At 37.2% G+C, this 24324-nt stretch carries 15 protein-coding genes and 1 pseudogene; 8 read left to right on the forward strand and 8 right to left on the reverse strand.

All coding sequences use genetic code 11. The annotated features are described in order from the left end of the window. The first annotated feature begins 2 nt into the window (after positions 1–2). Genes BW142_RS11720 through BW142_RS11730 form a run of 3 tightly spaced genes read left to right on the forward strand, consistent with a single transcriptional unit; the run spans position 3 to position 5690 of the window. Complete coding sequence (locus tag BW142_RS11720) at positions 3–2699, forward strand: Z1 domain-containing protein (protein WP_076924946.1); 2697 nt, start codon at positions 3–5, stop codon at positions 2697–2699. Further along, positions 2692–3645, forward strand: coding sequence for a PD-(D/E)XK motif protein (locus BW142_RS11725; protein ID WP_076924947.1), 954 nt, complete (start codon positions 2692–2694; stop codon positions 3643–3645). Before BW142_RS11720 ends, BW142_RS11725 begins: the two co-directional genes overlap by 8 nt. Continuing rightward, positions 3642–5690 carry an AIPR family protein gene (locus BW142_RS11730; RefSeq protein WP_076924948.1) on the forward strand — a complete coding sequence of 683 codons (2049 nt, stop codon included), beginning with the start codon at positions 3642–3644 and terminating at the stop codon, positions 5688–5690. Before BW142_RS11725 ends, BW142_RS11730 begins: the two co-directional genes overlap by 4 nt. 3 nt (positions 5691–5693) lie before the next feature. On the opposite strand, the pseudogene BW142_RS11735 reads toward BW142_RS11730, so the two are convergent. Next, positions 5694–6017, reverse strand: a pseudogene (locus tag BW142_RS11735) (DNA cytosine methyltransferase); the annotation flags it as partial. A 309-nt stretch (positions 6018–6326) separates the two neighbouring features. On the opposite strand from BW142_RS11735, the gene BW142_RS11740 reads away from it, so the two are divergent. From BW142_RS11740 to BW142_RS11750, 3 genes are read left to right on the forward strand one after another with little or no spacing between them, the layout of a single operon-like run. Continuing rightward, complete coding sequence (locus BW142_RS11740) at positions 6327–8171, forward strand: hypothetical protein (RefSeq protein ID WP_076924950.1); 1845 nt, start codon at positions 6327–6329, stop codon at positions 8169–8171. An 18-nt stretch (positions 8172–8189) separates the two neighbouring features. Then, positions 8190–10340 carry an ATP-binding protein gene (locus BW142_RS11745; RefSeq protein ID WP_083707580.1) on the forward strand — a complete coding sequence of 717 codons (2151 nt, stop codon included), beginning with the start codon at positions 8190–8192 and terminating at the stop codon, positions 10338–10340. Position 10341: 1 nt separating this feature from the next. Continuing rightward, a complete protein-coding gene (locus BW142_RS11750; protein WP_076924952.1) occupies positions 10342–11427 on the forward strand; it encodes a response regulator in 1086 nt (361 codons plus the stop codon). On the opposite strand, the gene BW142_RS11755 is transcribed toward BW142_RS11750, so the two are convergent. The 4 genes from BW142_RS11755 to BW142_RS11770 all read right to left on the reverse strand — a co-directional run bounded on the left by BW142_RS11755 (position 11405) and on the right by BW142_RS11770 (position 16580). After that, complete coding sequence (locus BW142_RS11755; protein WP_076924953.1) at positions 11405–12937, reverse strand: DNA cytosine methyltransferase; 1533 nt, start codon at positions 12935–12937, stop codon at positions 11405–11407. The two genes, BW142_RS11750 and BW142_RS11755, sit on opposite strands and share 23 nt — an antisense overlap. Positions 12938–14185: 1248 nt before the next feature. Then, entirely contained in the window at positions 14186–14527 is a 342-nt protein-coding gene (locus BW142_RS11760; protein WP_076924954.1) for a hypothetical protein, read from the reverse strand. Further along, positions 14528–14998 carry a hypothetical protein gene (locus BW142_RS11765; protein WP_076924955.1) on the reverse strand — a complete coding sequence of 157 codons (471 nt, stop codon included), beginning with the start codon at positions 14996–14998 and terminating at the stop codon, positions 14528–14530. A 577-nt stretch (positions 14999–15575) separates the two neighbouring features. Next, positions 15576–16580, reverse strand: a complete 1005-nt coding sequence (locus tag BW142_RS11770; RefSeq protein ID WP_076924956.1) for a nuclease-related domain-containing protein — start codon at positions 16578–16580, stop codon at positions 15576–15578. Between the two features lie 350 nt (positions 16581–16930). Between BW142_RS11770 and BW142_RS11775 the strand changes: the two genes are divergently transcribed. Beyond that, positions 16931–17257, forward strand: a complete 327-nt coding sequence (locus tag BW142_RS11775; protein ID WP_029753647.1) for a helix-turn-helix transcriptional regulator — start codon at positions 16931–16933, stop codon at positions 17255–17257. Continuing rightward, positions 17241–18629, forward strand: a complete 1389-nt coding sequence (locus BW142_RS11780; protein ID WP_076924957.1) for a HipA domain-containing protein — start codon at positions 17241–17243, stop codon at positions 18627–18629. Before BW142_RS11775 ends, BW142_RS11780 begins: the two co-directional genes overlap by 17 nt. 492 nt (positions 18630–19121) lie before the next feature. On the opposite strand, the gene BW142_RS11785 is transcribed toward BW142_RS11780, so the two are convergent. The 3 genes from BW142_RS11785 to BW142_RS11795 all read right to left on the reverse strand — a co-directional run bounded on the left by BW142_RS11785 (position 19122) and on the right by BW142_RS11795 (position 24248). Further along, complete coding sequence (locus BW142_RS11785; RefSeq protein WP_076924958.1) at positions 19122–20621, reverse strand: DUF2235 domain-containing protein; 1500 nt, start codon at positions 20619–20621, stop codon at positions 19122–19124. Positions 20622–20716: 95 nt separating this feature from the next. Further along, the gene (locus tag BW142_RS11790; RefSeq protein WP_076924959.1) at positions 20717–22807 is read right to left on the reverse strand and encodes a cupric reductase; all 2091 of its coding nucleotides are present in this window, start codon (positions 22805–22807) and stop codon (positions 20717–20719) included. Positions 22808–22943: 136 nt separating this feature from the next. Then, positions 22944–24248, reverse strand: a complete 1305-nt coding sequence (locus BW142_RS11795; protein ID WP_076924960.1) for an NAD(P)/FAD-dependent oxidoreductase — start codon at positions 24246–24248, stop codon at positions 22944–22946. Positions 24249–24324: the final 76 nt, after the last annotated feature.

Here is a 24324-nt window from a genome sequence, read left to right on the forward strand (position 1 = left end):
TTATGACCGACATCGTTAAACTAAACCAAATAGAAGATTTAAGTGAAAAATTTTTAGTCGCTAAAGTTGGAGAGAATGAACTAGATCAGATTGACTCAGAAATGATTTTTGAGACAGTAAAAATGATGGCGCATAGTTTATCTGTCACTAATGAAAACGATATTAATGTAATAGTTACAAAGCTGGAAGAGCGATTTGATATAAGCATGACTTTAGGGTCATATTTTGAAGCAAAAGACTATATTCCGTGGTTAGAAGAAAGCCGTGGTGACATTGATTGGTACTTCTGGAATAGATATAAAAGACACTTATCGCATACAAATTTTCCACCGAAAGTAGTCACACAGTTAGATGTAGTTACAGACAAAATATTGGACCATTTAGAAAACCCTAAAAAAGAAGGTGATTGGTCAAGAAAGGGATTAGTTGTTGGTCATGTGCAATCAGGTAAGACAGCGAACTATACTGGTGTTTTAAATAAAGCGGCAGATGCTGGTTATAAAGTTATTATTGTACTTGCTGGCATATTGAGTGCGCTTAGAAGTCAGACACAAGAAAGGATTGATGAAGGCTTTAGAGGAGTAGATAGCTCTAAGCAATTACATGATATTCCATTGAGAGATAGACTTGTTGGTGTCGGCAAATATTCACATGACAAAGTTCCAATTTCATTTACAACTACTGTTCATGACTTTAAAAATAGTATTGCTAAACAAATAGGCTCAACCCTTGATAATTTTAATCAGCCTGTTGTCCTAGTCATTAAAAAGAATAAAGCTATACTACAAAACCTCATAAACTGGCTAAAAAACAATAACCTTAATTTAGATCAGTTTCCGTTTCTTTTAATTGATGATGAAGCTGATCACGCTTCAATTAATACAAACAAAGAAGACACTGATTCTACAGCAATTAATAGCAAAATCCGCGAGTTGCTTAAGCTATTTCGACAAAATATGTATTTAGGGTATACAGCTACACCCTTTGCAAACATTTTTATCGATCCCAATAATAATGATGAAATGATAGGTGATGAACTTTTCCCAAGAGATTTTATTATTAGCTTAGACGCTCCGTCAAATTATGTTGGCTCGAAGAGAATATTTAGCTCAGATTCTGATTTAGACATAGTTCGAGAACTGCTAGATTTTGAAGATTTACTTCCAACCTCCCATAAAAAGGATTATTTACCAGAAGCTATTCCTGCGTCACTAGAGGAAGCAATTAGGGTATTTACCTTAATTAGAGCTATTCGCATATTAAGAGAGCAAGAATGTAAACATAATTCTATGTTGATAAACGTTAGTAGATTTACTGATGTACAAAGTCATATCAAATTATTAGTACATGACTATGTTGATGAACTTAGAAGAAACATAATTAATCATTATGGATTAGATGAATTGCAAGCAATTAAAAATGAATCTATTAGAAACTTGAAAGAAACTTTTGACAAAGAGTTTTCAGGAGTTGAATTTGATTGGAAAACAGTTCAATTAACTTTAAAAAAAGCAGTATCGCCAATTAAAACAATCGAGGTCAATGCCTCAAAAAGTTCAGAGCCTTTAGATTACAGTAAAGAAAATTACCCTAAAGGAAGGAGCATTATAGCTGTTGGTGGTTTAAGCCTATCGAGGGGCTTAACTTTAGAAGGTTTGACAGTTAGCTATTTTATTCGCAATACGCAGATGTATGATACTTTAATGCAAATGGGCCGCTGGTTTGGCTATAGAGACGGTTTTGCTGAGCTTTGTAGGTTATATATGCCTTGTGAGGCAATCTCTTGGTATGAACATATCTCTGATGTAACCGAAGAACTAAGAGATGAATTTAAAAGAATGGAAAATGCCAAGCTCACGCCTGAGGAGTTTGGTTTATGTGTACGCAGCCACCCTGAGTCACTTATTGTAACTGCAAGAAATAAGATGCGCACAGGTACAAGTGTGTTAAGACAAATTAGTCTACATGGACGACATGTTGAAACTACTGTTTTAGGTACTGCTAATAGCTTACAAGACAACAACAAAACAGCTTTAGATTACTTAATAAAAGATTTGTTGCAGACTAACAGCCTGATTAATACCTCAAGTACCAATTATTTATTTCAAGATATTAACGATGAGCCTGTTAAGAGGTTTATAGATGCCTATACAAATCATCCAGCTTCTATAATGACAGAACCTAAGCCTCTTTTAGATTACATCGGAAAGATTAATTGCAATTGGGATGTTCAATTGATCAGTAATTCTAAGCCTCATGATGAGCATAAGGCTCACTCTAGACAGAATATTGTCATGCATCCTTTAATGCGAACCGTAAGCCTATATAAGCAAACTAAAAGTGCTATTACATCTAGCAAAAGGCGATTTAGTGATCCGAAATGGGAAAAAGCCGGAGTGAATAAAGCCATAATAGATGCGCATATTGAAACACTAGATAATATAAAATCCCTATCTGGGAAGTTATTAAGGCAACTTAGAGAGCGTCCATTACTGACCGTTTACCTGTTAGATTGTGAGCTAGGTGAAACCAAAGAGCCAGCGTTAGAGCATACAGCTCTAGCATGGAGCATTAGCTTTCCGGGGGAAGCAGGTAAAGGAAAACCGGAAAACCTTGTCGAATACATCGTTAATACTACATGGTGGAAGCAAGAGTTTTCTAGTTTACTCGAAGAAGAGGATGAATTAGAAAATGATTAATCCTTGGGAGAGTATTAAAACACCTAAAGCAGATTTATCAGCAAGAAGAATTGACCATAAGCACCCTTTAGATATTTACTGGGCTAAAGACCGTTTGGGGAAATATTTATTTGTTTGTAAATTAACTGATGAATTTAAATTGCCATTTAAATATCCTTCTCTATTAGGAGTAGAGGTTGCCTCTATAGCTGAGACTAAACAATTAGTTTTGAGTCTCAAAAATCCTAGCGACTGGGAGTTATTTTTTTCTTTATGCAACGATATTATTTCAGCTACGAGGATATTAAAGCAATCAGCTGTAGTACCCGTAATATTTAGGAGAATTGAACGCTGGAGAGAGTTTTTAAAAAAAGATAAAGAAAAACTTCTATCAGAGAGAGTCATCAAAGGACTTATAGGTGAATTAGTATACTTAGAACACCATTTGGCAAAAAAATATGGTATGGCCCAAGCAATAGACTTTTGGACTGGACCGGAAGGTAGTCCTCAAGACTTCAATATTCAGAATGCAGCTTTAGAGGTAAAATGCCAAATAGGTACATCTGCACCGAAAATAAAAATTTCTTCCGCTGATCAACTATGTGGACAACTTGATGAACTTTACCTATTTGTAGTTACTTTAGGTCGAACTGAGCCTGAAGCAACAGACTCACTCTCGTTACCAACGTTAATTCTAAATATCCAAAATGCCCTTGAAGAAGGTGGACATTCTCAGCAACTTGAAAAGCTCCAAGATTCTTTGCTAAATATTGGGTATATATTTAGTGAAGAGTATCTCTCATATAGCTATATAGTTGCTTCTAAGAGGTTTTATAAAGTTTCAGGAGATTTTCCCAGGATTTCTTTATCCAATATTCCAAATGGGGTTTGTAACGTTACGTATGACTTAGAGTTAATAAATTGCGAACCGTTTTTAATAGATGAACCTTGGATTTCAACAATATGAGTTTAGAATTATTTTACACAAACTTTATGCAGGAAATTTATAGCGAAGCTGAAGTAGGAAGTAAGTTTAATGAACCTGTTTTTGTAGAAAAGGTTTGCGACTATTTAGTAGATCAAGCTGTAATAGAAAATTACCATCTCTGTAGTTATAAAAAGGATTCACTAGGCCTAAAGCTAGATGCATGGCATCAAAATGAGGAAAATGGTGTACTTACTCTCATCGTGTCTCACTATAAAGATAGTCTTGAAACATTAACAACTTCGTTAGCTATGCAAATATCCAAGAGAGCTGTACGTTTTTTCGAAAAAAGCCTAGATAGCAATTTCTACCAAACGATGGAAGAGACAGATCTAGCTTATCCCCTTGTACGAGATATATGTCTCAAATCGTCAGGAATTACAAGTGTCAGAATTCTTATAATTACAAATGGTGAAATTAGTAAATCAATTAAATCTATCGGACCTATGGATAACTGCAATGGTATTAAAATTATTTTCGATATTTGGGACATTGAGAGAATTTATAGAATTGACTCTTCAAGTAGCGGTAAAGAAGCAATTGAAATTGATTTTAAAGCGGAGTTTGGAGACTACCTACCGTGCTTAAAAGCATTTTCAAAAACAGATGAGTATCAGTCATATTTATTGGTGTTACCAGGAGAACTTCTATCTCAACTTTATGACAAATATACCGAACGACTTTTAGAGCAAAATGTTAGAACATTTCTTCAATTTAAAGGCAAAGTAAATAAAGGGATGAGAAATACAATCATTAATCAGCCTAATATGTTTTTTGCATTTAATAATGGTTTGACAGCTACAGCAGAAGAAATAACGACGCTAGAAGAGCATGGCAACACCATGATATCAAAATTGAAAAACTTGCAAATTGTTAATGGAGGTCAAACGACTGCATCGATATACAATACGCTAAAAAAAGAAAAAGCGGATTTGTCCCAAGTATTTATTCAAGTTAAGTTGACTATTGTTCCGCCTGAATTTGTCGAAACTATTGTCCCTAAAATATCAGAGTATGCGAATACGCAAAATAAGGTAAACGCTGCTGACTTTTTCTCTAATAGTCCTTTCCATTGGAGATTTGAAGAGTTATCGAGGCGAATCTGGGCACCATCGTCCGAAGGTGGACTTCAAGAAACTCACTGGTTCTATGAAAGGGCCCGAGGTCAGTATATGACTGCCAAAACTAAGTTAACCCCAGCGGAACAGAAAAAATTTGAAAAAATAAATCCAAAATCCCAAATGATAACTAAAACAGATCTCGCGAAATATTGTAATTCTTGGGAAAAGTTGCCACATGTGGTCAGTTTAGGTGCTCAAAAAAACTTTGGTAGGTTTGCTGATGTTATGACTGAACGATGGAACAATGACGAAAAACAATTTAATGAATTATTCTTTAAAGAATCTATTGCAAAAGCGATTATGTTCAAAGAACTAGATAAAAAAATTATGAAGCAGTCTTGGTACGGTGGGTATAAAGCAAACCTTGTTACTTATACAATATCAAAGTTTCAACACATGCTTGATTGTAAAGGGAAGTTACTAGACTTTATATCAATTTGGAAAAGTCAGTCGCTACCTAACGAAATACTCAGTAGCCTTTTGGATATTGCAGAAAAAGTCAATGAAGTGATAAAAGATACACCTCTGCACGTAACCAATATTGGTGAGTGGTGTAAAAAAGAAGACTGTTGGGAAAACTTAATACAGACTCATATTCAACTTAGTACTGATGTAGAAAACTTACTGATTGACCCAAGCACAGCTAAAGAGCGTGAAAAAGAAGCTGCTAACGTGCAAAGTATTGATAATGGTATTGAGGCTCAGAGATATGTTTTCGATAAGACTGATAAATACTGGAAGAAAATGCAAGCTTGGAATAAAGCTTCATTTGTCCTAAGTCATAAAGAAAAAAGCATACTAGATATTGCGGCTGCCATTCCGGTGAAAATACCTAGCGAGAAACAATGTTTATCTTTATTAGATGCTGAAAGGAAAGCCTACGAAGAAGGTTTTCATTTTGATTAACAGCTATAGTTTTATGTAAAGTAAAAAATTACTTATTAATTGCCCTATTTGGAATGCTAAATAGGGCGGTACAGCATTCCCTACTTGTACATACTGGTTAGTTCTCGTCCTTTCAAAAATGTAGTTATCAGGGAATGTTTGTAAGCGTGCTGCTTCACGGACACTTAAACTTCTGCACTGCTGTGGTTCATAATGAACAAAGTAATGCCCATCTTTTGAGATATGACTTGTTACTGTCGTAGCATATTTATCTGCGACTTGAACTCTAAAATGGTCAGCGTGTGCTCTTGTATCGCAATTTGTATGAGCTGGCGCTAAATCTTTTGGAATCCCACGGTGCACCGGAGGATCACACTGTGTCTTCAACTTACTTTAATGATGTGAACGTAACCAGCGTAGATAGGCCATCCATGGCCTATCTACGCTTTGTACAGCTCCATTCTGTTAATCACTCATCGTTACGATCGTTTCAGGTATGATCACGGGGAATTGGAGTGTGTTGGTAGATTGGTGTTTATGAATAGAAGGTTTTCTATTCTTGCTGGGTATTAAGATTAACACTAGCTGAACGATTGTTGCCCTAGTAGTAATTTACTGTTACCTTATTTGAAACATAATTAGAAAGGACTCTATAAAATGAAACTCAACCAAGTTTTATCAGTTGTTAACCAAGTAGAAAAATCAAAATTCATTTCATGCCTCGATCGTCTTTGTTCTGATGCCGCTAAAAACAATAAAAAACTGGCTAAAACAATCGATAATATCGACGGTCAAATTAAAAATGCCTCAGGTAGTGAAATTACTCAACTGTTCAATACTGTTCGTGACTTCTTCAAAATCTCTGTCCAAGAACAAATATTAATGAGTAGCGCTCAGCTTAACTTATTGGTGAATATTTTAAGTCGAGACGGGAATGGTGTAGCAAGAATTAGTTGGATAGAGTCACTTTATGAAAAAGAATGGGTTGAGTTATCTAAGCTATCAAAAGAGCTCAAAGAGTGTATCCAGCAAGGCGCAGCCGAAAGTGTTTTAGAGCGAAACCGAGCCTTACAAATTTACCATGCTTGTATGAAAGAAGCATACTTTAATGATGAAAAAAATAATCGAGAAGCTAAAGTTACAGATGATGAGCGCAGTGTTCTCAACGTTCTGGCTAATGAACTTAATTTAACTACTGATGAATGCGCTGCTGTAGAGCATTTAGTTGATGTTATTCCTAAAAATGGAGTGCTAGATGCCTTAAATAGCCTCAGAGATATGGGGTTATTATTTATCAGCAAAAAGCGACAAGAAGTATTCATTCCTGATGAAATAGTTACGCTATTGAATGAGATCCAAGGAAAAGATTTAGCTGATAAATACGTGCTAAGAATACTTAGAACGCTAACCGATGCCGAACTTTCCAACGCGCTAAAAGCCCATGGTCGTAAAATTAGAGGCGTAAGCAGAACTGATAAAATTCAGACAATTATACATTCAGGAATTAGCGCAGCTAAATTATTATCAGACGATATTCATAACGTTGAAGATAACCAAAATCAACGTAAAGACAGATTAAAGCAGCTGATACAAGATTTAGAAATTGATACAGAAAAACTAGGGACTACTTTAGATGAGCGCATTGGTCTAATACTTTCATCATTATCAGGCGCCACAGAAAAAGAGTTTGATTCGCTAAGCGCAAGCGGCTTTAAACAGCTTTTAAAAACACTAGAAGAACACTTTCCAACTATGCAAGCAGTGCTAAAAGAAGCGTTTGAACTTGAAGCGAACGAAGTTATTGATACCGAAAAATTGCGTGCGTTAAGCATTACGCCACATGATATTTTATATTTACTATCAAATGATGAAGTAAGAGAAGTTCGCGATAGCATGGGGCTTTCTAAGCGTGGAAATGCACGTTTTGCTATTTTAGAAAGTTTCGCAAACGCGACAGATAAACTGATTGAAAATTACGACGCTCTAGCGCGTCGTGATATTAACGCATTAAGAGAGGCTGGAGCAGATGTAACTGAGGCTGATATTGGCGTTAAGTTCGAAGAAGTTACAAAAGCCATTTTTGAACTATTAGAGCTCAATATCGACGAAGATCTCCGTAAAGACTTAAACACCACAAAAGATAAAGCAGATATTGTAATTTCACTCAGTGATAACGACATAATTATTGGTGAAGCAAAAACCTGTAAAAATGGTGACTTTGCAAAATACTCAACAACGTCTCGCCAAGTAAAAGCCTATGTAACCCGCGCTGAAAATCAAGGTAAACGCGTAGCACAGGTATTAATAATTGCCCCTAGCTTTTCAGATGATTTCATAGAGTCTGCCGAAATGGATACTGAAGTGAATATTTCACTACTTGAAGCGCATGGGCTTAAGTTAATACTTGATGCTTATAAGTCAAAGCGTAACCCAAGTTTCGCACCTAAATTGCTAACAAAAGGCGGCTTGTTGAAAGCTGAATTGATAGCAAAGAATATATAGATATTTTGGAGAAAAAATTTGGAAAATAATAATTTATTTAAATTAAGACCAGCTGGTAGACATATTCTAGCTATGGGTAGAGAGTTGATTAAAGATAATTATTCAGCTGTTATGGAGTTAGTTAAAAATGCTTATGATGCTGATTCAGAATCAGTGAAAATGAAATTTGAGCTTGACCATATTAACAAAAATATAAAAATCATCATAAAAGATTTTGGCCATGGTATGAGCCGAGAAACAGTTTTAAAAAAGTGGTTAATACCTTCAACTGACGATAAATTAAAAAGAAAAAAAAGCCCTAAAGGAAGAGTGATGCAGGGGCGAAAAGGTTTAGGCCGCTATGCTGCAGCTATTTTAGGTAATACATTAAAAATGCAGACTGTTGATCAAACTGGTTATCAGACTCTTGTCAATATTAACTGGAGTGACTTTGATAATGCTGAATTTATGGATGAGGTGGAGTTACCAATTGAGACCTCGAAAGTTAGTGATAAACCTGGAACTGAAATATATATATTCGGAGATAAAGAGTTTTATGACTTTTGGGATGAATCTGAATTCAACAATTTAAAATTTGAATTAAAGAAACTAATATCTCCAATACATGAAAATAGTAAATTTGATGACTTTAAGCTCTATTTAGATATTCAAGACAGTAGACAGGGAGGGTTATTCAAAGGTGATGAGAAAATTGAGCCATTTCCTTTATTGGATTATTACGATTATAAAATATCGGGAAGAATAAATAACCAAGGAAAGGGTTTTGTAACATTTGTTAATAACAAAGAACAAGCGGTAGAGGATGATCAAATAACATTCAACTTTGGAAATAAAACAAAGTGCGGTGATATCGAGATTGATATCAGAGTTTATGATCGTGAAAGCCAATCAATCGATAATCTAATTAAAAAAGGTTTAAAAGACGAAAGCGGTAACTATCTGAATAAAAGCCAAGCAAAAAGCTTATTAAATCAATCCAATGGTATTGGTGTATACCGAAATGGTTTCAGGATACGACCATTAGGCAACCCTGACTTTGATTGGCTAAAGTTAAATAGTGACCGAGTCCAAAACCCTTCTCTGCATATTGGTAGTAATCAAGTTATTGGATTTGTAAAAATACAAAGCGAAGAGCTTTCAAATCTAAAAGAAACTAGTGCTAGAGATGGCATAAAGGATAACAAAGCTTACCAGAATCTTATTGCTATAGTAAAAAACGTATTAAGTGAGTTAGAGGTAAGACGTTTTGCTTATAGAAGAAAATCAGGATTGACAAAGGGAGCTGTAAAAATAGAGCAAGATTTTGAAAAGCTTTTTTCATTTATTGATGTAAAGAAGCAAATTAAAAAGACATTAATCAAAGAGGGTATGTCGGAAGAATCTACAGACGAGATATTTAAAATTCTAGATGAAAAAGAAGCTGATAGTGCCAAGTTAATCCAAGATATTAAAAAGAAAGTTGCTATATATCAAGGACAAGCGACTTTAGGTAAAATAGTGGATGTTGTAATGCATGAAGTTAGGAAGCCACTTGGGTTCTTTAATAACCAGTCTAAAAATTTGGATTATTGGGTTGGTGAATATGTTTCATCACCATCAACAGAAAATAAAAATGAAATTTTGAATATATCTAATAAATTCAACATAAATACTAATGTGCTTTCAGAACTATTTAGTCGCTTAGATCCCTTGGCAACAACACAACGAGGCAAAAAAACGAGTTTTAAAATAAAAGACTCAATTCATCACTCAATAAGTGTTTTTTCAAGTCAAATCAAAGAGAATAATATTTTAATAAGTATTAATTGCGAAGAAAATATTGAGTTGGTTGGTTGGATTAACGACATATATGTAATTATTACAAACTTATTAGATAATAGTATTTTTTGGTTAATTGAAAAAGGTATAGAAAAAAAAGAAATAAATATAACGGTTAAAGGGAATGACAGTTTATTTGAATTTCTTGACTATAAAGATAATGGGCCAGGAATATCAAAGGAGCTTATTGAAACTGAATCTATTTTTGAGCCTCAATTTTCAACTAAGGTAAATGGTATTGGTATTGGTTTACCTATAGCAGGAGAAGCTGCACATAGAAATAAATTAGATCTCAAAGCATTTGAGTCTGATACCGGTGTTTACTTCAGATTACAGTCAATGGAAGAATAAAATGAAAATATTGTTAGTTGAAGATGAAGCTAGTTGTATAGATGATTTTAAATCAACTTTAAAAAGGTATAATCATCAAAATCATAAGAGTATTCAGTACGAAATAGCTAGAAATGTCGAAGAAGCGGACTCAATGTTAAATAGCTCATTTGATGGAGCCATAGTCGATTTGAAACTTGAGTCAAAAGTGACAGGTGGTAATCAAGTAATAAGAAATATACAGGAAAATTTTAGAATACCTATTGTTGTTTTTACAGGTACGCCAAGTAACTTAGACCAGGAAGTAAATCCATTACTTGGCTTATATTTGCGAGATCGTGGATATGACGATGTTTTAAACTTTTTAGTTGAAATATACAATACAGGTTTAACCCAAATCCTTGGAGGGAGAGGTCTTTTTGAAAAGGCGATGAATGAAGTTTTTTGGACTAATATCCCACAAGCTATTGAGCATTTTCAAAAAAATTGTAATCCTGAAATAAGTCAGGTGCAATTATTGCGATTTACCTTAGCTCATATGTACGAACATATTGATCTTGATTTTGGAAGTATTAGTAACACAGCGGAAACATATATTTATCCTGTTAATGATAAAGTATTGCAAGGAGGCGCCTTAGTCCAAGAGATTAAATCTAAAGAGTTTTATATTTTATTGACGCCCGCTTGTGATTTAGCTAATAGCAAGGCTGAATTTTTACAGTTAGCTAAAATCGAGCCGGTTAAAACATTACGCGAAGTAACTCAGTTGCTACCCTCCGATTCTAAAGAGCTAAGCAAATCACAACAAAGTCGAATAAATAGTAAAATTACAAATATTGTTAGGAATAAAATAGCTCGATATCATTATTTACCAAAATTCGGTGCTGTTGAGTATGACAGTGTTGTTGATTTTCAAAATATAAGTTCGCTTAGTTTAGAGCAGTATTCCAAAACTTTTAGAGTATTAGGCGGAGTATCTAGTTATTTCTACAAAGACTTATTAAGTCGTTTTTCTGGTTTGTACTCAAGGCAAGGTTCTCCAGACTATGATTTTACTTTAGAAGAAAGTAAAGTTTTATTAGAACTTATGGAAGGATTAACTCCATAATAATCTTACCTATCTGCTGTGCCAAATAAGGCGGCACAGCGTTCCCTACCTGCACATATTGATTCGTTCTCGTACCTTCGAAAATATAATTATCAGGAAATGTTTGCAAGCGTGCGGCTTCACGTACGCTTAAACTTCTGCATTGCTGTGGATCATAATGTACAAAGTAATGCCCATCTTTTGATATATGACTCGTGACTGTCGTAGCGTATTTATTAGCAACTTGAACCCTAAATCGATCTGAATGCGTACCAGTATCCCAATTAGCGTGGGCCGGGGCTAGTTCTTCTGGGAAATGACGAGACTTAGGTGATAAACCTTGAATTTGTGCGTATGCAGCACAGAATGAGTAACGTAGTAAGTCATCAACCATATGTCCTCTGGTTTCATGATTTAGCACCACGTTTAAGTTAGGGTCTATATACCAAGTTTTTAGTGGCTCTGGCATGATGGGGGTTTTGCCGCTTAATGCATTTTCTGTTCTAGACAACCCGATTTTTGGTTCGAGGTTTAGGCTATTTGCTGATTCCGGGTCAAATTGTTTTTTCAGAATTCGCTTTAACTTAGCTGCATTTTTAGTAACAGCTGTTTCCCAATCTTTTACGTTATCTTTTTGTTTTGAAAAGCCGCTGCGTAAATTTGGTAAGTCACTAATAGCTTGTTCTACGGTAATTTGGTGTTCGCATAGTTTTAGTATTTCTGGGGGGGCTTTAATATCCTCACGTACACCAAGTAAAATTACACGATGCCTAGCTTGAGGTATACCGTATTGCTCACAACGAATTAAAAAATCAGCTGTATCTTTGTATTGTGGGTCTTCTGGATTCTCCGCATCAACTACTAATGAGTATATTTTATATTTTGGAATTTTTTTATGCTTTGTTACTGAACCAGGACTACGCAAGTCTTCCAGTATTTGTGGAAACATTACTTGGCCATTTACTTTTGCCGTAAGTATTCCTCTTACATTTTCCATCACAAAAATATCAGGCTTCGCTAGACAGATTACTTCTAAGTATTCTTTATATAAAAAATGGCGAGTATCTTCTTCTGCAACGTAACTTTTATTACCAGCATTTCGAGAACGTCCTGCAAGTGAATAAGCTTGGCATGGAGGCCCACCAATTAGTAATTTTGGCCCTTTATGCTCTTTTACAAGATCTTTAATACGCTTATGAATAAGCTTATTATCTTTGCCAAGCTCTTTAGCACCATTGAGAGTTTCTTGATTGGCTTCTGTTGCAATATCGGGGTGAAGTGCAAACAACTCATCTCTTGTAATTTTTCCGTGCAGATAATTATAATAATTATTTAATGGCTGTGATCTTTTTTTAAGTGAGCGAAAGAAGGCACGAGTAGTAAGAGTTTTATGGGCATGGAAATCTTTCTCAACAGAAATACCTATTTGAAAAGGTGATTTTCCATCGGAAGTTTGGGCTGCTGAAATCCCTTCGCCAAGACCACCCGGGCCTGCGAATAAATCTATAACAAGAATTTCACCGTTTTCCATAACCAACTAAACAACTACAAAATAATAAGACGATGAATCATACCAGGCCTTATTTATCCTATAAAGTTTTATATAGGATAAATTGAGCGACCGACCAAAATAACAGCTAATAATTGGAAATTAAAGACTGCTGCTAAGAAAACCTCCCCGTGATCACACCCGAAATTAAATGAATGATGAGTAATTAACAGCATGGATGCTGTTAAAAGCGTAGCTTGGCCATGGATGGCCTATTTACGCTAGTTACGTTCATATCATTAATTTAAATTGAGGAGATAGTGTGATCCTTGGGGCGCCGTGGGGTTCCAAGGGCGGTCGGCGGTATCCGCCCCTTGGTTGCCATCGCCAACGCGATATAAGTAGATTACTTTAAAGCTTCGCTTTTCGCGCAAGTAAGCTGAGCGCCTTCAGTAAATTTTAAGGCCGCTGCTCAGACATTTCCCCCTTCAACTTCACCTGCAAACACATAATTAATGAGTAATTACCTCGCATGGATTCGAGGAAAGCGATGCTTGCAAATGGATGTGCGTTCATCGCGTTTACGTTCATATTAATTTAGTGTTTAAAGATAAGTGAAATTGAGGGGCGTCGTGGGGTTCCAAGGGACGGTCGACGGTATCCGCTCCTTGGTTGCCATCGCCAATGCGATATTAAGTAAATTATTTTAAAAGCTTCGCTTTTCGCGCGAGCAAGCTTTGCGCCTACAGCCAATTTTAAGAACGCTGCTAAGAAAGTTCCCCCGTGATCACACCCTAAATTAAATTAATGATGAGTAATTAACAGCATGGCGGAATTTTGTTCCCGACAAATTCCAAGTACCTAAATCCCTTTAGGCAATGCTGTTAAAAGCGTAGCTTGGCTATGGATGGCCTATCTACGCTGGTTACGTTCATATTATTAATTTAAATTGAGAAAATAGTGTGATCCTCGGTGCGCAGTGGGTGACGAATGACCAAAGCGTAGCTTTGCAGCTTGAGGAAGTGGAAGCATGGATGCTGACAGGAACCCGGCTTCAGGGATGAATTATTAGCAGCAGAGCTTATTTGAAGAAAACCGCCCCTTAGTTGCAATCGCCAACGCGATATTTGTAAATTATTTTAAAAGCTTCGCTTTTCGCGCGAGCAAGCTCAGCGCCTACGGTGAATCATCAACCTTGAGTAAATAGCTATGTTTATACCTTGTAAACGCAATACTTGTTGGCGTTTAAGAGGTGCGCTTATTAGATTATGGGTATGCATTAATGTGTAACTAGTCAGAAAAATAAGAAACAATACACATACACATCATCATCCCTGTAACTGAAATTAAGTGGATCATGCCTATTGTTTTATCAACGGGACGTGCGTATTTGGCTACAAAACGACCATCAAACATCGGAGTTGGAATGCGGGAGCGTTCAAAAAACATCGCAAATACATAAAATGAAACACTAGCGCCAATGCCTTTATCCCAATTTGGGGGAAGTACACCATCCTTTTTCATATTTTTATTAATATGTTTAACAGAAATTCTTGAAAACAATATGCCAGAGGCAAAGGTACCTATCATAAATACGATAAGAGAATACCCAGCAAAATGAGCTGCGGGCATCTAAAATACCCCTTCAAATATAGGTTTTCTGTCGTATATGTTTTCAGAGGTTTTTTTCATAAATTTGCTCATTTCATTACTCGCTGCAAAACCAACATATAGCCCTACACCTAACGCAATAACCCACCTATATGGAGTTAACATAAGTAAAGAACTTAAAGCTGTTGTTGTAATTGTTCCGACATAAATACCAGTTGCAGTATTTGCTTTTAAATTATTGGCACTTAAATACTTTTGAAAGCCTTGAGGAAGAGACACTTTTTGCTCTTTGGCTTGCATATCTTGTAGTAAGTTGTGAAATATCACTTGTTCATCCTTGATTTCAAAATAATAAAAGTACGTACGACCGCGCTTTTCAAACTTAAGCTCACCACGTTCACGTCGATGCATTAACTTACAGTCTGATATTTTTAAGAGCTTCATAGTTTCTTTACTTGAAAACCACTCACCTTGTTGTTTTTGGTTAGCCATTTAAGTTACTCAAATTATGTATAAATTTAATATACCTAACTCTAAGTACATCGACAAATTTAGCTTAAACGCGACAGCTAAGACACCCCCCCGTGATCACATCCGAAATTTAATTAATGATGAGTAATTAACAGCATGGCGGAATTTTGTTCCCGACAAATTCCAAGTACCTAAATCCCTTTAGGCAATGCTGTTAAAAGCGTAGCTTGGCCATGGATGGCCTATCTACGCTGGTTACGTTCATATCTTTAATTTGAATTGAGGAAATAATGTGATCCTCGGCGCGCCGTGGGTGACGAATGACCAAAGCGTAGCTTTGCAGCTTGAGGAAGTGGAAGCATGGATGCTGACAGGAACCCGGCTTCAGGGATGAATTATTAGCAGCAGAGCTTATTTGAAGAAGACCGCCCCTTGGTTGCCATCGCCAACGCGATATTTGTAAATTATTTTAAAAGCTACGCTTTTCGCGCGAGCAAGCTGAGCGCCTACAGGTGTTTGGGTGAGCTTTGTAGCGTTAATTGGGGTAATGAGCTCGTTACTAAAGAGAAAGCGCGATGTAAAATCGCACCTACAAATGCTAAAGCTTAATAGGCGTACTTATCTCACAATCTTTGCACACTAAAGAATAACTTTCTTTGCGTTTGCTTGTTTTAGTATTAGTGCTTGAGCACTTAGGGCATGGTGATTTCATTGGTGTATTTGCACTGCAATTACCGCATTTTACAAAGTAGCCATAGCGCCCAGAAAGAGGTTGCAAATTGGTCGCGCTATTACATTGCTTACAAGCTAATGTTATCTCTTTGATTAGGTCACTTTTAGGTTTTACTTGTTCAGTATTGGTTTGCTCAGACGCTATTAAAGCCTCATCGTAAACAGGTTCTGATTCGCTTATCTCTGCAGGTACATATGAAGGCTCTTGTAAGTTAGGCGATATATTTTGCTCTAAAATAAACTGACAAATTTTATCGAGTGTTTCTTCACTGAACCATGGCCGAACGTTTGTTGTAAAAAGGTGAAGTGCATTAGGCTTAGATGCTGGAAGCTTCATTATTTCGAGTAATTTATCAGTTATAAATTCTGATTTAACTAATCTCTCTTCAATTGTTTTTGGTGTGTTTTCTCGATTGATAATGGCGTTACTCGATATGGCACAAATACTATGCCACTCTCTGCCACCAAAACCCTGTTGCAGTTTGCCAAATAATTTAGTGAGTAGGTTTGGTGCATTGTCGCGCATTAGGCTTTTTAATAGTTCTAGTTGTAATTCAACCTGTTTTATTGGCGATGGCATACCTTGCCAGTTGCCGCGATAACTGCGACTCCATTCTTGATGCTCATTAATCGTTACTTCCCCTGTAATGCTTTTAGATTCGATGAGAATAAAGCCATAGGTGTATGCGATTAGATGGTCTATTTGTGCGGTTTCGCCATTGTGTTTAAATTTCACATCGTTAAACACAAATACCTGACCATGATCTTTAAAGGCGCGGCGTAAATAAAAGGCAACGTCAAGTTCTTGCTTTTGACCTGCTTGTATTTTAGCTGAGTTGCTGTTGATGAGGGTTTTATCTTTTAGAATCATGAGGCGTCCTTTCAATCATGTATATGCTTAGAATATCATTGAAGTACCGAATAGGAATACTGCTTAAGTTCAAAAAACGCGAGATAAACTCCCGCCTACAATTTAAAAGCCGCGAGCAAGCTGGGCGCCTACAGGTGTTGAGCTTGGCTATTAAGCTCAAAATGTCATTAACTTCCCATAAGTAACTTAAGTTTTACTTATGGGGCTGGGTTTTATTTTACTGCCTATAAGTAAATTATGGTTTACTTATAGGCAGTAAATATACGTTCAAACTTAAAAGTAAGTTATATTTGACTTTTGGGTAGGCTACCCTAAAATAAATTGTATAAGTAAACTATAGTTGACCTTTAATGAGTGAATTACCAGCAAAAAAAACACTTGGAAGAGTTGTTAAACGCACTGAAATGCCTGATCTATCAAAGCCGTTTTCGTCGGTGCGACTCGCTAAAGCGATTACTTCAAAGCGAACAGGCATGAAGCTTACGCTGGTTGATGTATCGCAAGCACTTAATATTTCAAAGCCTACGCTGATAAAAATAGAAAAAGGTGATGTGAATGTGCAGTTTTTTAATGTACTCAAAGTGATGGAATACTTGGGGTTGTCGTTTAGCCTTGTCAGTGATGACGAGTCGCACCACAATAACAAGGATGAGGTGAGCGATGAGCAGTGGTATTAAAAAAAATAGCTTGGATGTATTTATTGGGCATACGCAAAAGATAGGTGCGATAACCCTTGATATAGGCTCTGAAAATGAAATTGCATTTACCTATGAGCTTGAGTGGATTAACAAGGGTTTTGCTATTTCACCACACTTACCGCTCAATGGTGATTTTGACTCACGTGATGTGCGTAATTATTTACAAAACTTATTACCCGAGGGCAAAGGTCTTGATGAGATTATAAGTAGTACTACTATCTCTAAAAATAATACGTTTGGTTTGATTAAAGTAATTGGCGAGGAAACGTCAGGCGCTTTGTCGTTTAGAGCAAGTAACAGTACTTTAAAGCAAACATCTTTTCGTGAAGTAACTAGTGACGAGCTAAGCCAAAAACTTAAACGCTTTGTACAAGTTGGCGAGCCAATTACTCATTGGGATGGCCGAACTCGGCTCTCTGTTGCTGGCGTTCAAGACAAACTAAACCTACTCGAAATCGATAGTAAATTAGGATTTGGTGAAGGGGAGCTATGTTCTAATAAAATTTTTAAATTCGAAACAGGTACCGCTCCTTTCATTGCAGTAAATGAACTTTTTACCATGCTTTTGGCAAAAGAGTCGGGGCTCAATGTTCCCCATGTTGAGTTGCGTACTTACGCAGATGTAAGAGTATTTGTAATAGATCGCTTTGATAGGCGCGTTACACAAGATCAAAACCGTGTATTACGTCGTCATATTATTGATGGTTGCCAAGCCACTAATTTACCTCCTTCTTATAAATATGAGCGTCAGCATGGTGATGATGGGGATGGTATTTATATTCGAGATGGCGTTTCTTTTGCAAAACTCTTTAGTGTTAAAACAACGAATGTACAAGCGTATGAGGCTCAGCTTATTCGTTGGATGACATTTAATATTTTAGTACGTAATTACGATGCTCATGGCAAAAACATTAGTTTTTTTGTTGGTAAAAATGGTTTAGAGCTTACGCCGTTTTACGACTTGGTAAATATAGAGGCTATTATTGAGCAGGGAAGCATTGACCGTGATATGGGCTATTTACAGCCTAAAATATCAAGGTGTTATGCTATGTCAGTGGGGGAGCATAATTCGCAAAGTGCGGGCAATTTTACTAATGAGATTACAGCTTACATGTTAGCTGATTTTGCTGATGAATTTGCTATTTCACTTCCACGGATGCAACTACTTATGAGTCAAACCGTTGATTCTGTATTAGCCGCAATTGATACGGCTAAAGTTTCTGCTGTTAAAAATAACTTATCTTCTGCTGAATTAGCACACATTGATTTGTGCATAAGAATAATTAATAAAGCTGCAAATAAGCTGAGTGAGCAAATAATACAACTACCAAATATGGATGCATTTATTTAAATATTAGAAAATAAATACACGCATTTTGAGTGATAAATTCATATATTGGTTGCCAGCATCAACGCGATATTTGTAAATTAAAAGCGCGAGATAAAATCACACCTACGCTTTTGTTAAGAGTGATGTTTACATTAATGTAGGTGAGGTTTTATACCTCGCTTATAAATACATTTTTTACCACAGAAAAGTGAATTATTGTTCTATGTAGCGCTTAAAAGTAATGAGGCAATTAACTCTGCTCATGTGAGGCGAATAGGTGTTTAGGTGAGCTTTGTAGAGTTGATTGGGGTAATGATCTAGTTACTAGAGGGCAAAGCGCGATGTAAAATCGCGCCTACAATTTAAAAGCTTCGCTTTTCGCGCGAGCAAGCTGAGCGCCTACAGGTGTTTGGGTGAGCTTTGTAGCGTTGATTGGGAGTTATGAACCAGAGTTACTAGAGGGCAAAGCGCGATGTAAAATCGCACCTACAATTTAAAAGCTTCGGTTTCCTCTTATTCCAACCGCGTTACTTTCACTTTTATTTTACCTGCATTAGCGCCATAAAAGCGGCTTAAGTCGTTTGCAAATGGGCAAAACTCGCCTGATTTATCCACTTTAATGTCGGCGCCATTGGCTATTTCAAAAAGGTGGTCGTCGTTTTTATTAATAGCACCAATGAGTGAAAACCATTGTGCGCGAGGAAATCGTCTAAATGGTTCAAGCACGGCCATTGGGATTTCTTTTACGCCAAGTTGTACGTTGTCGCGGTTCCAGCCTAATGGCGTGCACTTTATGCCATCGTCAAACCAATATTGATTTGGGTATGGGGTAAAGCGGTACGTGGCGCCTTGCTCTAGCATGAGGCCGGTTGCGTTGTATTGCTCAGAGGCAAATACCATTACATCTTGGCTTTGGTTAATGCTCAGCACACTCATGTTTTGATTAGCCAGTTCTATATGTTGGCTTAAACCAATAAAGCTAAGTGTGGTGTTGTCGTTGTAGCTAATTTTGTAGTGCAGTTTTTTAAGCGATTCTGGGCGGTAACTGGTTAGCTTATTAATACGTTCGGCTACGCTGTAGTGTACTAAGGGCTCAAGGTTGCTGGCTTCGTCATCAATTAATATATAGCACTGCCTATCTACTAATTTAAAAAACGGGTTAAACCAAAAGTAATTTTGTTGATGACTTAATGCGAGCGGATCGGGCGTTACTGTTACGTCATCTTGTGCTACTAAGTTGCTATCGGGGAGTAGGGTTTCGTAATCTATATCGTGGCTAGTGAGTAACGATATATTAAGCGGTTGTTCTATTAGCCACTCAAGTGCATAGCGCAAGCTAATATCGGCTAGGCCATCGCGGTAGTAACCGCCGCCAATGTCTGAATGCGCACCTGCAAACCATAGCTCAGTAATATTGTTTTGATGGTTCATGAGTGTGGGTTCAAAGGCGCGGCGTTTTTCGTCAAGGGCTACGCAGTGCAGCGCGTGAGTAATGTTGTTGGCAATGGTATGGTTTTCAAAAATAACGTGCTCTGCGCCGCGTGTGGCTTTACTTACTTTTGACAAGCCAATTGAGGCGACGGTATCAAACACACATACGTAAACATTATCAGCAATTAAAGGCTCTAGGATTTTGGCAAAACGCCTAGCAAGTGCACCGCCTCGGCTAAAACCCGTTAGTAGTATGGTATCGCCTATTAGGTAGTGAGCTTTAAAGTCGCTTAACGCTTGATTTAAAATACTGGCTACGTCGTCACCACGAGGTGCAAGGGTTTGGTTTAAAATGCGTTTAAGGCGGCTGCCTTTGGTACCAATACCTTGATAATAAAAACTGAGTTGGTTAGCAAATGGAGTAATTGGGGAGTCTTCTAATTTACCGCCAAGCAGTAAATGCAATTTTAGAATGTTGGTAATATTAGAGTCTTCTTTAAAATGATCAGAGCTAAATTGCTCTGCATCACGGGGTTCGTTTCCTGTGCCGTCAAAGTTAAAAATTAGCGTTTTACCCGTCATAACCCAATTTCCTTAGTTGTTTTAAATACTCTACACAGACAATGTTAAAAATTAAAGACAATATTCATCAAGTAATGGCTCGCCTGTTATTTAGATCAGTGATTATTAAAAATATAGTGATTTAGCTCTGTGCCCTCGGCGGGTTTTAGTGCAGGGTTAAGTTGTACTAACTGCTGATAAACTTCAGGATAAAATGTTTTTAATCGGGCAACGCGAGAAAAGTGGTTTGGTTCAAATTTTTCTACAAGCTGCAACGCTAAAGGGACCATTGGGCTCAACTCACCTTGGGTGTAGCTTTGTTCTAGCGCTAAGTCGAGTATATCTACGCCAAGTTTACTGGGAACAGTCGGTATTTTATTATCAATTAGAAATTGGACTACTTCGACAGAAGATGATGCAGCTTGTATATAAACGTCGCGTCCACGTATATCGGTAATCGAAAAATCAAAACCAAGTTGTGCAAGTTCTTGCCATTTTTTTAGTGGAAACCAGCTTAGTCTAACCAAATCCTTTGGAGGGACGGGTAGTGTTCGGCTATTCCAAATAGGAACTAAGTCATATGGATTTTCAAGTAACCTAATAAATAGCACGTTTGTTTCTGTTTGGTTTAGTGGAGTTGTTTGGCTGTATTCAAGTGCTTTTTTAAATTCTTTTTTAGCTAAATACTCACGAAATACATTATCGCTTCTATCTGAAGAGGTACGACCGGCAAGAGTGTTCCACCAATAATTAACTAAAACAGGGTCTATATCTTGTAATACGTCTTCAAAGTTGCTGCCATATTCTTTTTCAATTTCGCGAACTTTTGCGTAAGCGTCTCTATCTTGTATGAGCTTTTGGGCTGCAAATAGCTTCTTTGGTAGTTGACTACAATTGCTTGAGTATGAATCTAGTTCTTCTTTTTTAAGTTGTATTTCTTGTAAAAATTGAGATATTTCAGAATCATCGGGCTCACTCACTTGTGGCAATGTGGCGTTGTCTATTTTACCAATAGGGCTAAAGTAAGCATATTGCTCAGGGTTTTCCTGCCCATTAATATAGGCGCCTTGCTGGTAAATAAAATCACTTACAAAAGAAACGCCTTTGCCATTTAGGTCATCATTAGCATTGCCGCTATGAGCTTTATAGCCCTGCTCTGTGAGGTAGTCCAACATTTGAGTATGCTTTGCATCTAAAGGGGCTGGCGTTAAGTTACCACTTCTAGGCAGGTTTACTATTGCAACATCTAAACCAGTAAATAAGCCAGGCCGATTGGTTGGTGTTACGCCTAGTTGTTGTAGTGCTTTTACAAGCGGTAAATTAAACTGGCTTACGGCAATATCAGCCATATTATACAAAACAGAATTTTCTTCGTACAGCGGCATAGCATCCAGTGCAGGCACCTGCTTCATAAGTGCAAAAATATACTCATTAGGAATGTTGTTTTTAATCGCAGTAGCCACTTCATTTACTGTAAATTGGTTAGTTGAAATTGCCTGCTCAAACTCTTTTGGCGTAAATTTATTTGCATTAAGCACAAACAATGTCGCCGGGGAAATAACTTCACTGCCCTCAAGTTTAATAAACGTTTTAGAGTAAGTGGTAAATGTATCAGTGTTGTTTAATAAAGCATAAAGGGTTTCTTTTTGTACATTTTCATCAAGGGGTACACTCAGAGTAAGTCCTGAAGGGCTATGTTTATTATCTCCAAGCTGTTGAATCATTTCTTTTACTTTATCATTGGTGAAGCCTTTAATTGCCTCAATGCCTTGCCAATTAGCTAATTCGTCTAAAGAGCTAGTAATACTAAGCTGCTGCTTTTGCTCAGCAACTATGGCATCTCTTAAAAAGGCAATGTATTGACGCTTATAGATTCCTGATAGGGTTGCATACTTTAAAAGCGTGGGGACCGACGTCCCTTTTTTAAGCTCACTCACAAAAAATGAAACAAGCGATTGGTTTAAATTATTTATTTTTATATGTTGTTGCTGTGATTGATCTCTGCAAAGGCGAATATCCTTTTTTAGATCTGTGACTATTCTTAGCTGTGTGCCTTCTGCGGGCTGCTTTTTATTAACTAAATTAGGCTCAGTGGCATTTGGTGCAGCCACGTTGGTCTGCTCTACAGCGGCTGTGTTAGGCTGGGTTTTAAATAGATATACTGCCAAAGCCGTTATAATTATAAGTCCGAGAAGTCGCTTTTTCATAACCGCCAATCCTTTGATGTTATTAAAATATTCTCACATCGTACTACTTTAGGTACGCAAAGTGCAAAAAGCCTTAAGAGATAATACTTATTAACTTTTAAAGCTTTTTAGTGGTTTGCTGAGCGTACTTAATTTATTAGTGCAATTTCATTTTTGGGCGTACTACACGCAGCACTTTTTCGCTTATCCATAATGCAAAGGTTTTTGCGCTGCCGTGTATGGCGCGTTGGTGCATACGGTATAAAGATATATACATAAAGCGGGCAATTTTACCTTCAATAAAAAAGGTATTGCTGGTTAGGTTACCCATTAAGTTACCCACGGTGCTATAGCTCGATAAGTTAACCAGCGAGCCATGGTCGCTGTATTTAAAGCCGCGTAGTGGTTGCTGCTTTAGCGTTGCGATAAGATTTTTTTCGACGCACTGCGCCATTTGATGCGCCGATTGTGCGCGTGGCGGTACTTGCTTGCCATCGGCTTGGGTAAATGCGCAGCAATCGCCTAATACAAAAATGCTTTCGTCTACGGTGCTTTGTAAAAACTCGTTTACTTGAATTTGGTTGCTGCGAGTAAGCTCAAAAATACCTAAGTCTTTAATAAAATCAGGTGCTTTTACGCCTGCCGCCCACACCATAATATCGGCATCAATGTGTTCTTCGTCTTTGGTGATAAAGCCTTGTGCGGTGCCTTCTTTTACTTGCGTTTGCTCGCGCACGTTTACACCAAGTTTTAATAGTTCACGCTTGGCACTTACGGCAATACGCTCTGGTAATGCAGGTAAAATACGCGGGCCGGCTTCTATTAAATGAATATGCAAACGCTTAGACGACATATTTGTTAAGCCATACAGCTTTAATAGCTCAGACACATGGTAAAGCTCAGCTGAAAGCTCAACACCCGTAGCACCACCGCCAACAATGGCAATATTAAGTGATTGCTGTTGGTTATCGTCTTGGTGAAGGCGCGTAAAGCTATCTAGTAATGAGTGCTGAAAGCGCTCTGCTTGTTGGCTTGAATCTAAAAAGTAGCAATGCTCTTTTATACCAGGGGTATTAAAGTCGTTACTTACGCTGCCAATGGCAATAACAAGGTGATCGTAACGAACTGTACGGCCAGGTAAAATAGTGTGGCCTAACTCGTCGTTAAGTGGGGAGAGAGTAATTGTTTTATTGCTTTGGTCTATATTGCAAAAGGTACCAAGTTGAAAACGATAATGATGTTTTGCGGCATGGGCTGAATACACAACGCCATCTAAATCGGGGTCAATAGAGCCTGTCGCTACTTCGTGCAGTAACGGCTTCCATATGTGGGTACGGTTTTTGTCTATTAACAGTATATCTGCTTGTTTCTTTTTTCCTAGCTTATGCCCCAGTTGGGTTGCAAGTTCTAATCCGCCAGCACCACCGCCAATAACGACGATTTTAGGTATTGTAATACTCATAACGTTGCCCTTAAAAATAATATACCCAAGTGATCTGTATTTTTTATTAGATTTTTAAGGTGACTTGGGTATCAAT

It is taken from the genome of Pseudoalteromonas sp. EB27, assembly GCF_001974875.1.
Lineage (GTDB): Bacteria > Pseudomonadota > Gammaproteobacteria > Enterobacterales > Alteromonadaceae > Pseudoalteromonas.

Bases quoted from the DNA above. Each gene is read 5' to 3' on its own strand.
- BW142_RS11720 (WP_076924946.1), top strand. From the start codon at position 3: ATGACCGACATCGTTAAACTAAACCAAATAGAAGATTTAAGTGAAAAA.
- BW142_RS11725 (WP_076924947.1), top strand. From the start codon at position 2,692: ATGATTAATCCTTGGGAGAGTATTAAAACACCTAAAGCAGATTTATCA.
- BW142_RS11730 (WP_076924948.1), top strand. From the start codon at position 3,642: ATGAGTTTAGAATTATTTTACACAAACTTTATGCAGGAAATTTATAGC.
- BW142_RS11740 (WP_076924950.1), top strand. From the start codon at position 6,327: ATGAAACTCAACCAAGTTTTATCAGTTGTTAACCAAGTAGAAAAATCA.
- BW142_RS11750 (WP_076924952.1), top strand. From the start codon at position 10,342: ATGAAAATATTGTTAGTTGAAGATGAAGCTAGTTGTATAGATGATTTT.
- BW142_RS11755 (WP_076924953.1), bottom strand. From the start codon at position 12,937: ATGGAAAACGGTGAAATTCTTGTTATAGATTTATTCGCAGGCCCGGGT.
- BW142_RS11760 (WP_076924954.1), bottom strand. From the start codon at position 14,527: ATGCCCGCAGCTCATTTTGCTGGGTATTCTCTTATCGTATTTATGATA.
- BW142_RS11765 (WP_076924955.1), bottom strand. From the start codon at position 14,998: ATGGCTAACCAAAAACAACAAGGTGAGTGGTTTTCAAGTAAAGAAACT.
- BW142_RS11770 (WP_076924956.1), bottom strand. From the start codon at position 16,580: ATGATTCTAAAAGATAAAACCCTCATCAACAGCAACTCAGCTAAAATA.
- BW142_RS11775 (WP_029753647.1), top strand. From the start codon at position 16,931: ATGAGTGAATTACCAGCAAAAAAAACACTTGGAAGAGTTGTTAAACGC.
- BW142_RS11780 (WP_076924957.1), top strand. From the start codon at position 17,241: ATGAGCAGTGGTATTAAAAAAAATAGCTTGGATGTATTTATTGGGCAT.
- BW142_RS11785 (WP_076924958.1), bottom strand. From the start codon at position 20,621: ATGACGGGTAAAACGCTAATTTTTAACTTTGACGGCACAGGAAACGAA.
- BW142_RS11790 (WP_076924959.1), bottom strand. From the start codon at position 22,807: ATGAAAAAGCGACTTCTCGGACTTATAATTATAACGGCTTTGGCAGTA.
- BW142_RS11795 (WP_076924960.1), bottom strand. From the start codon at position 24,248: ATGAGTATTACAATACCTAAAATCGTCGTTATTGGCGGTGGTGCTGGC.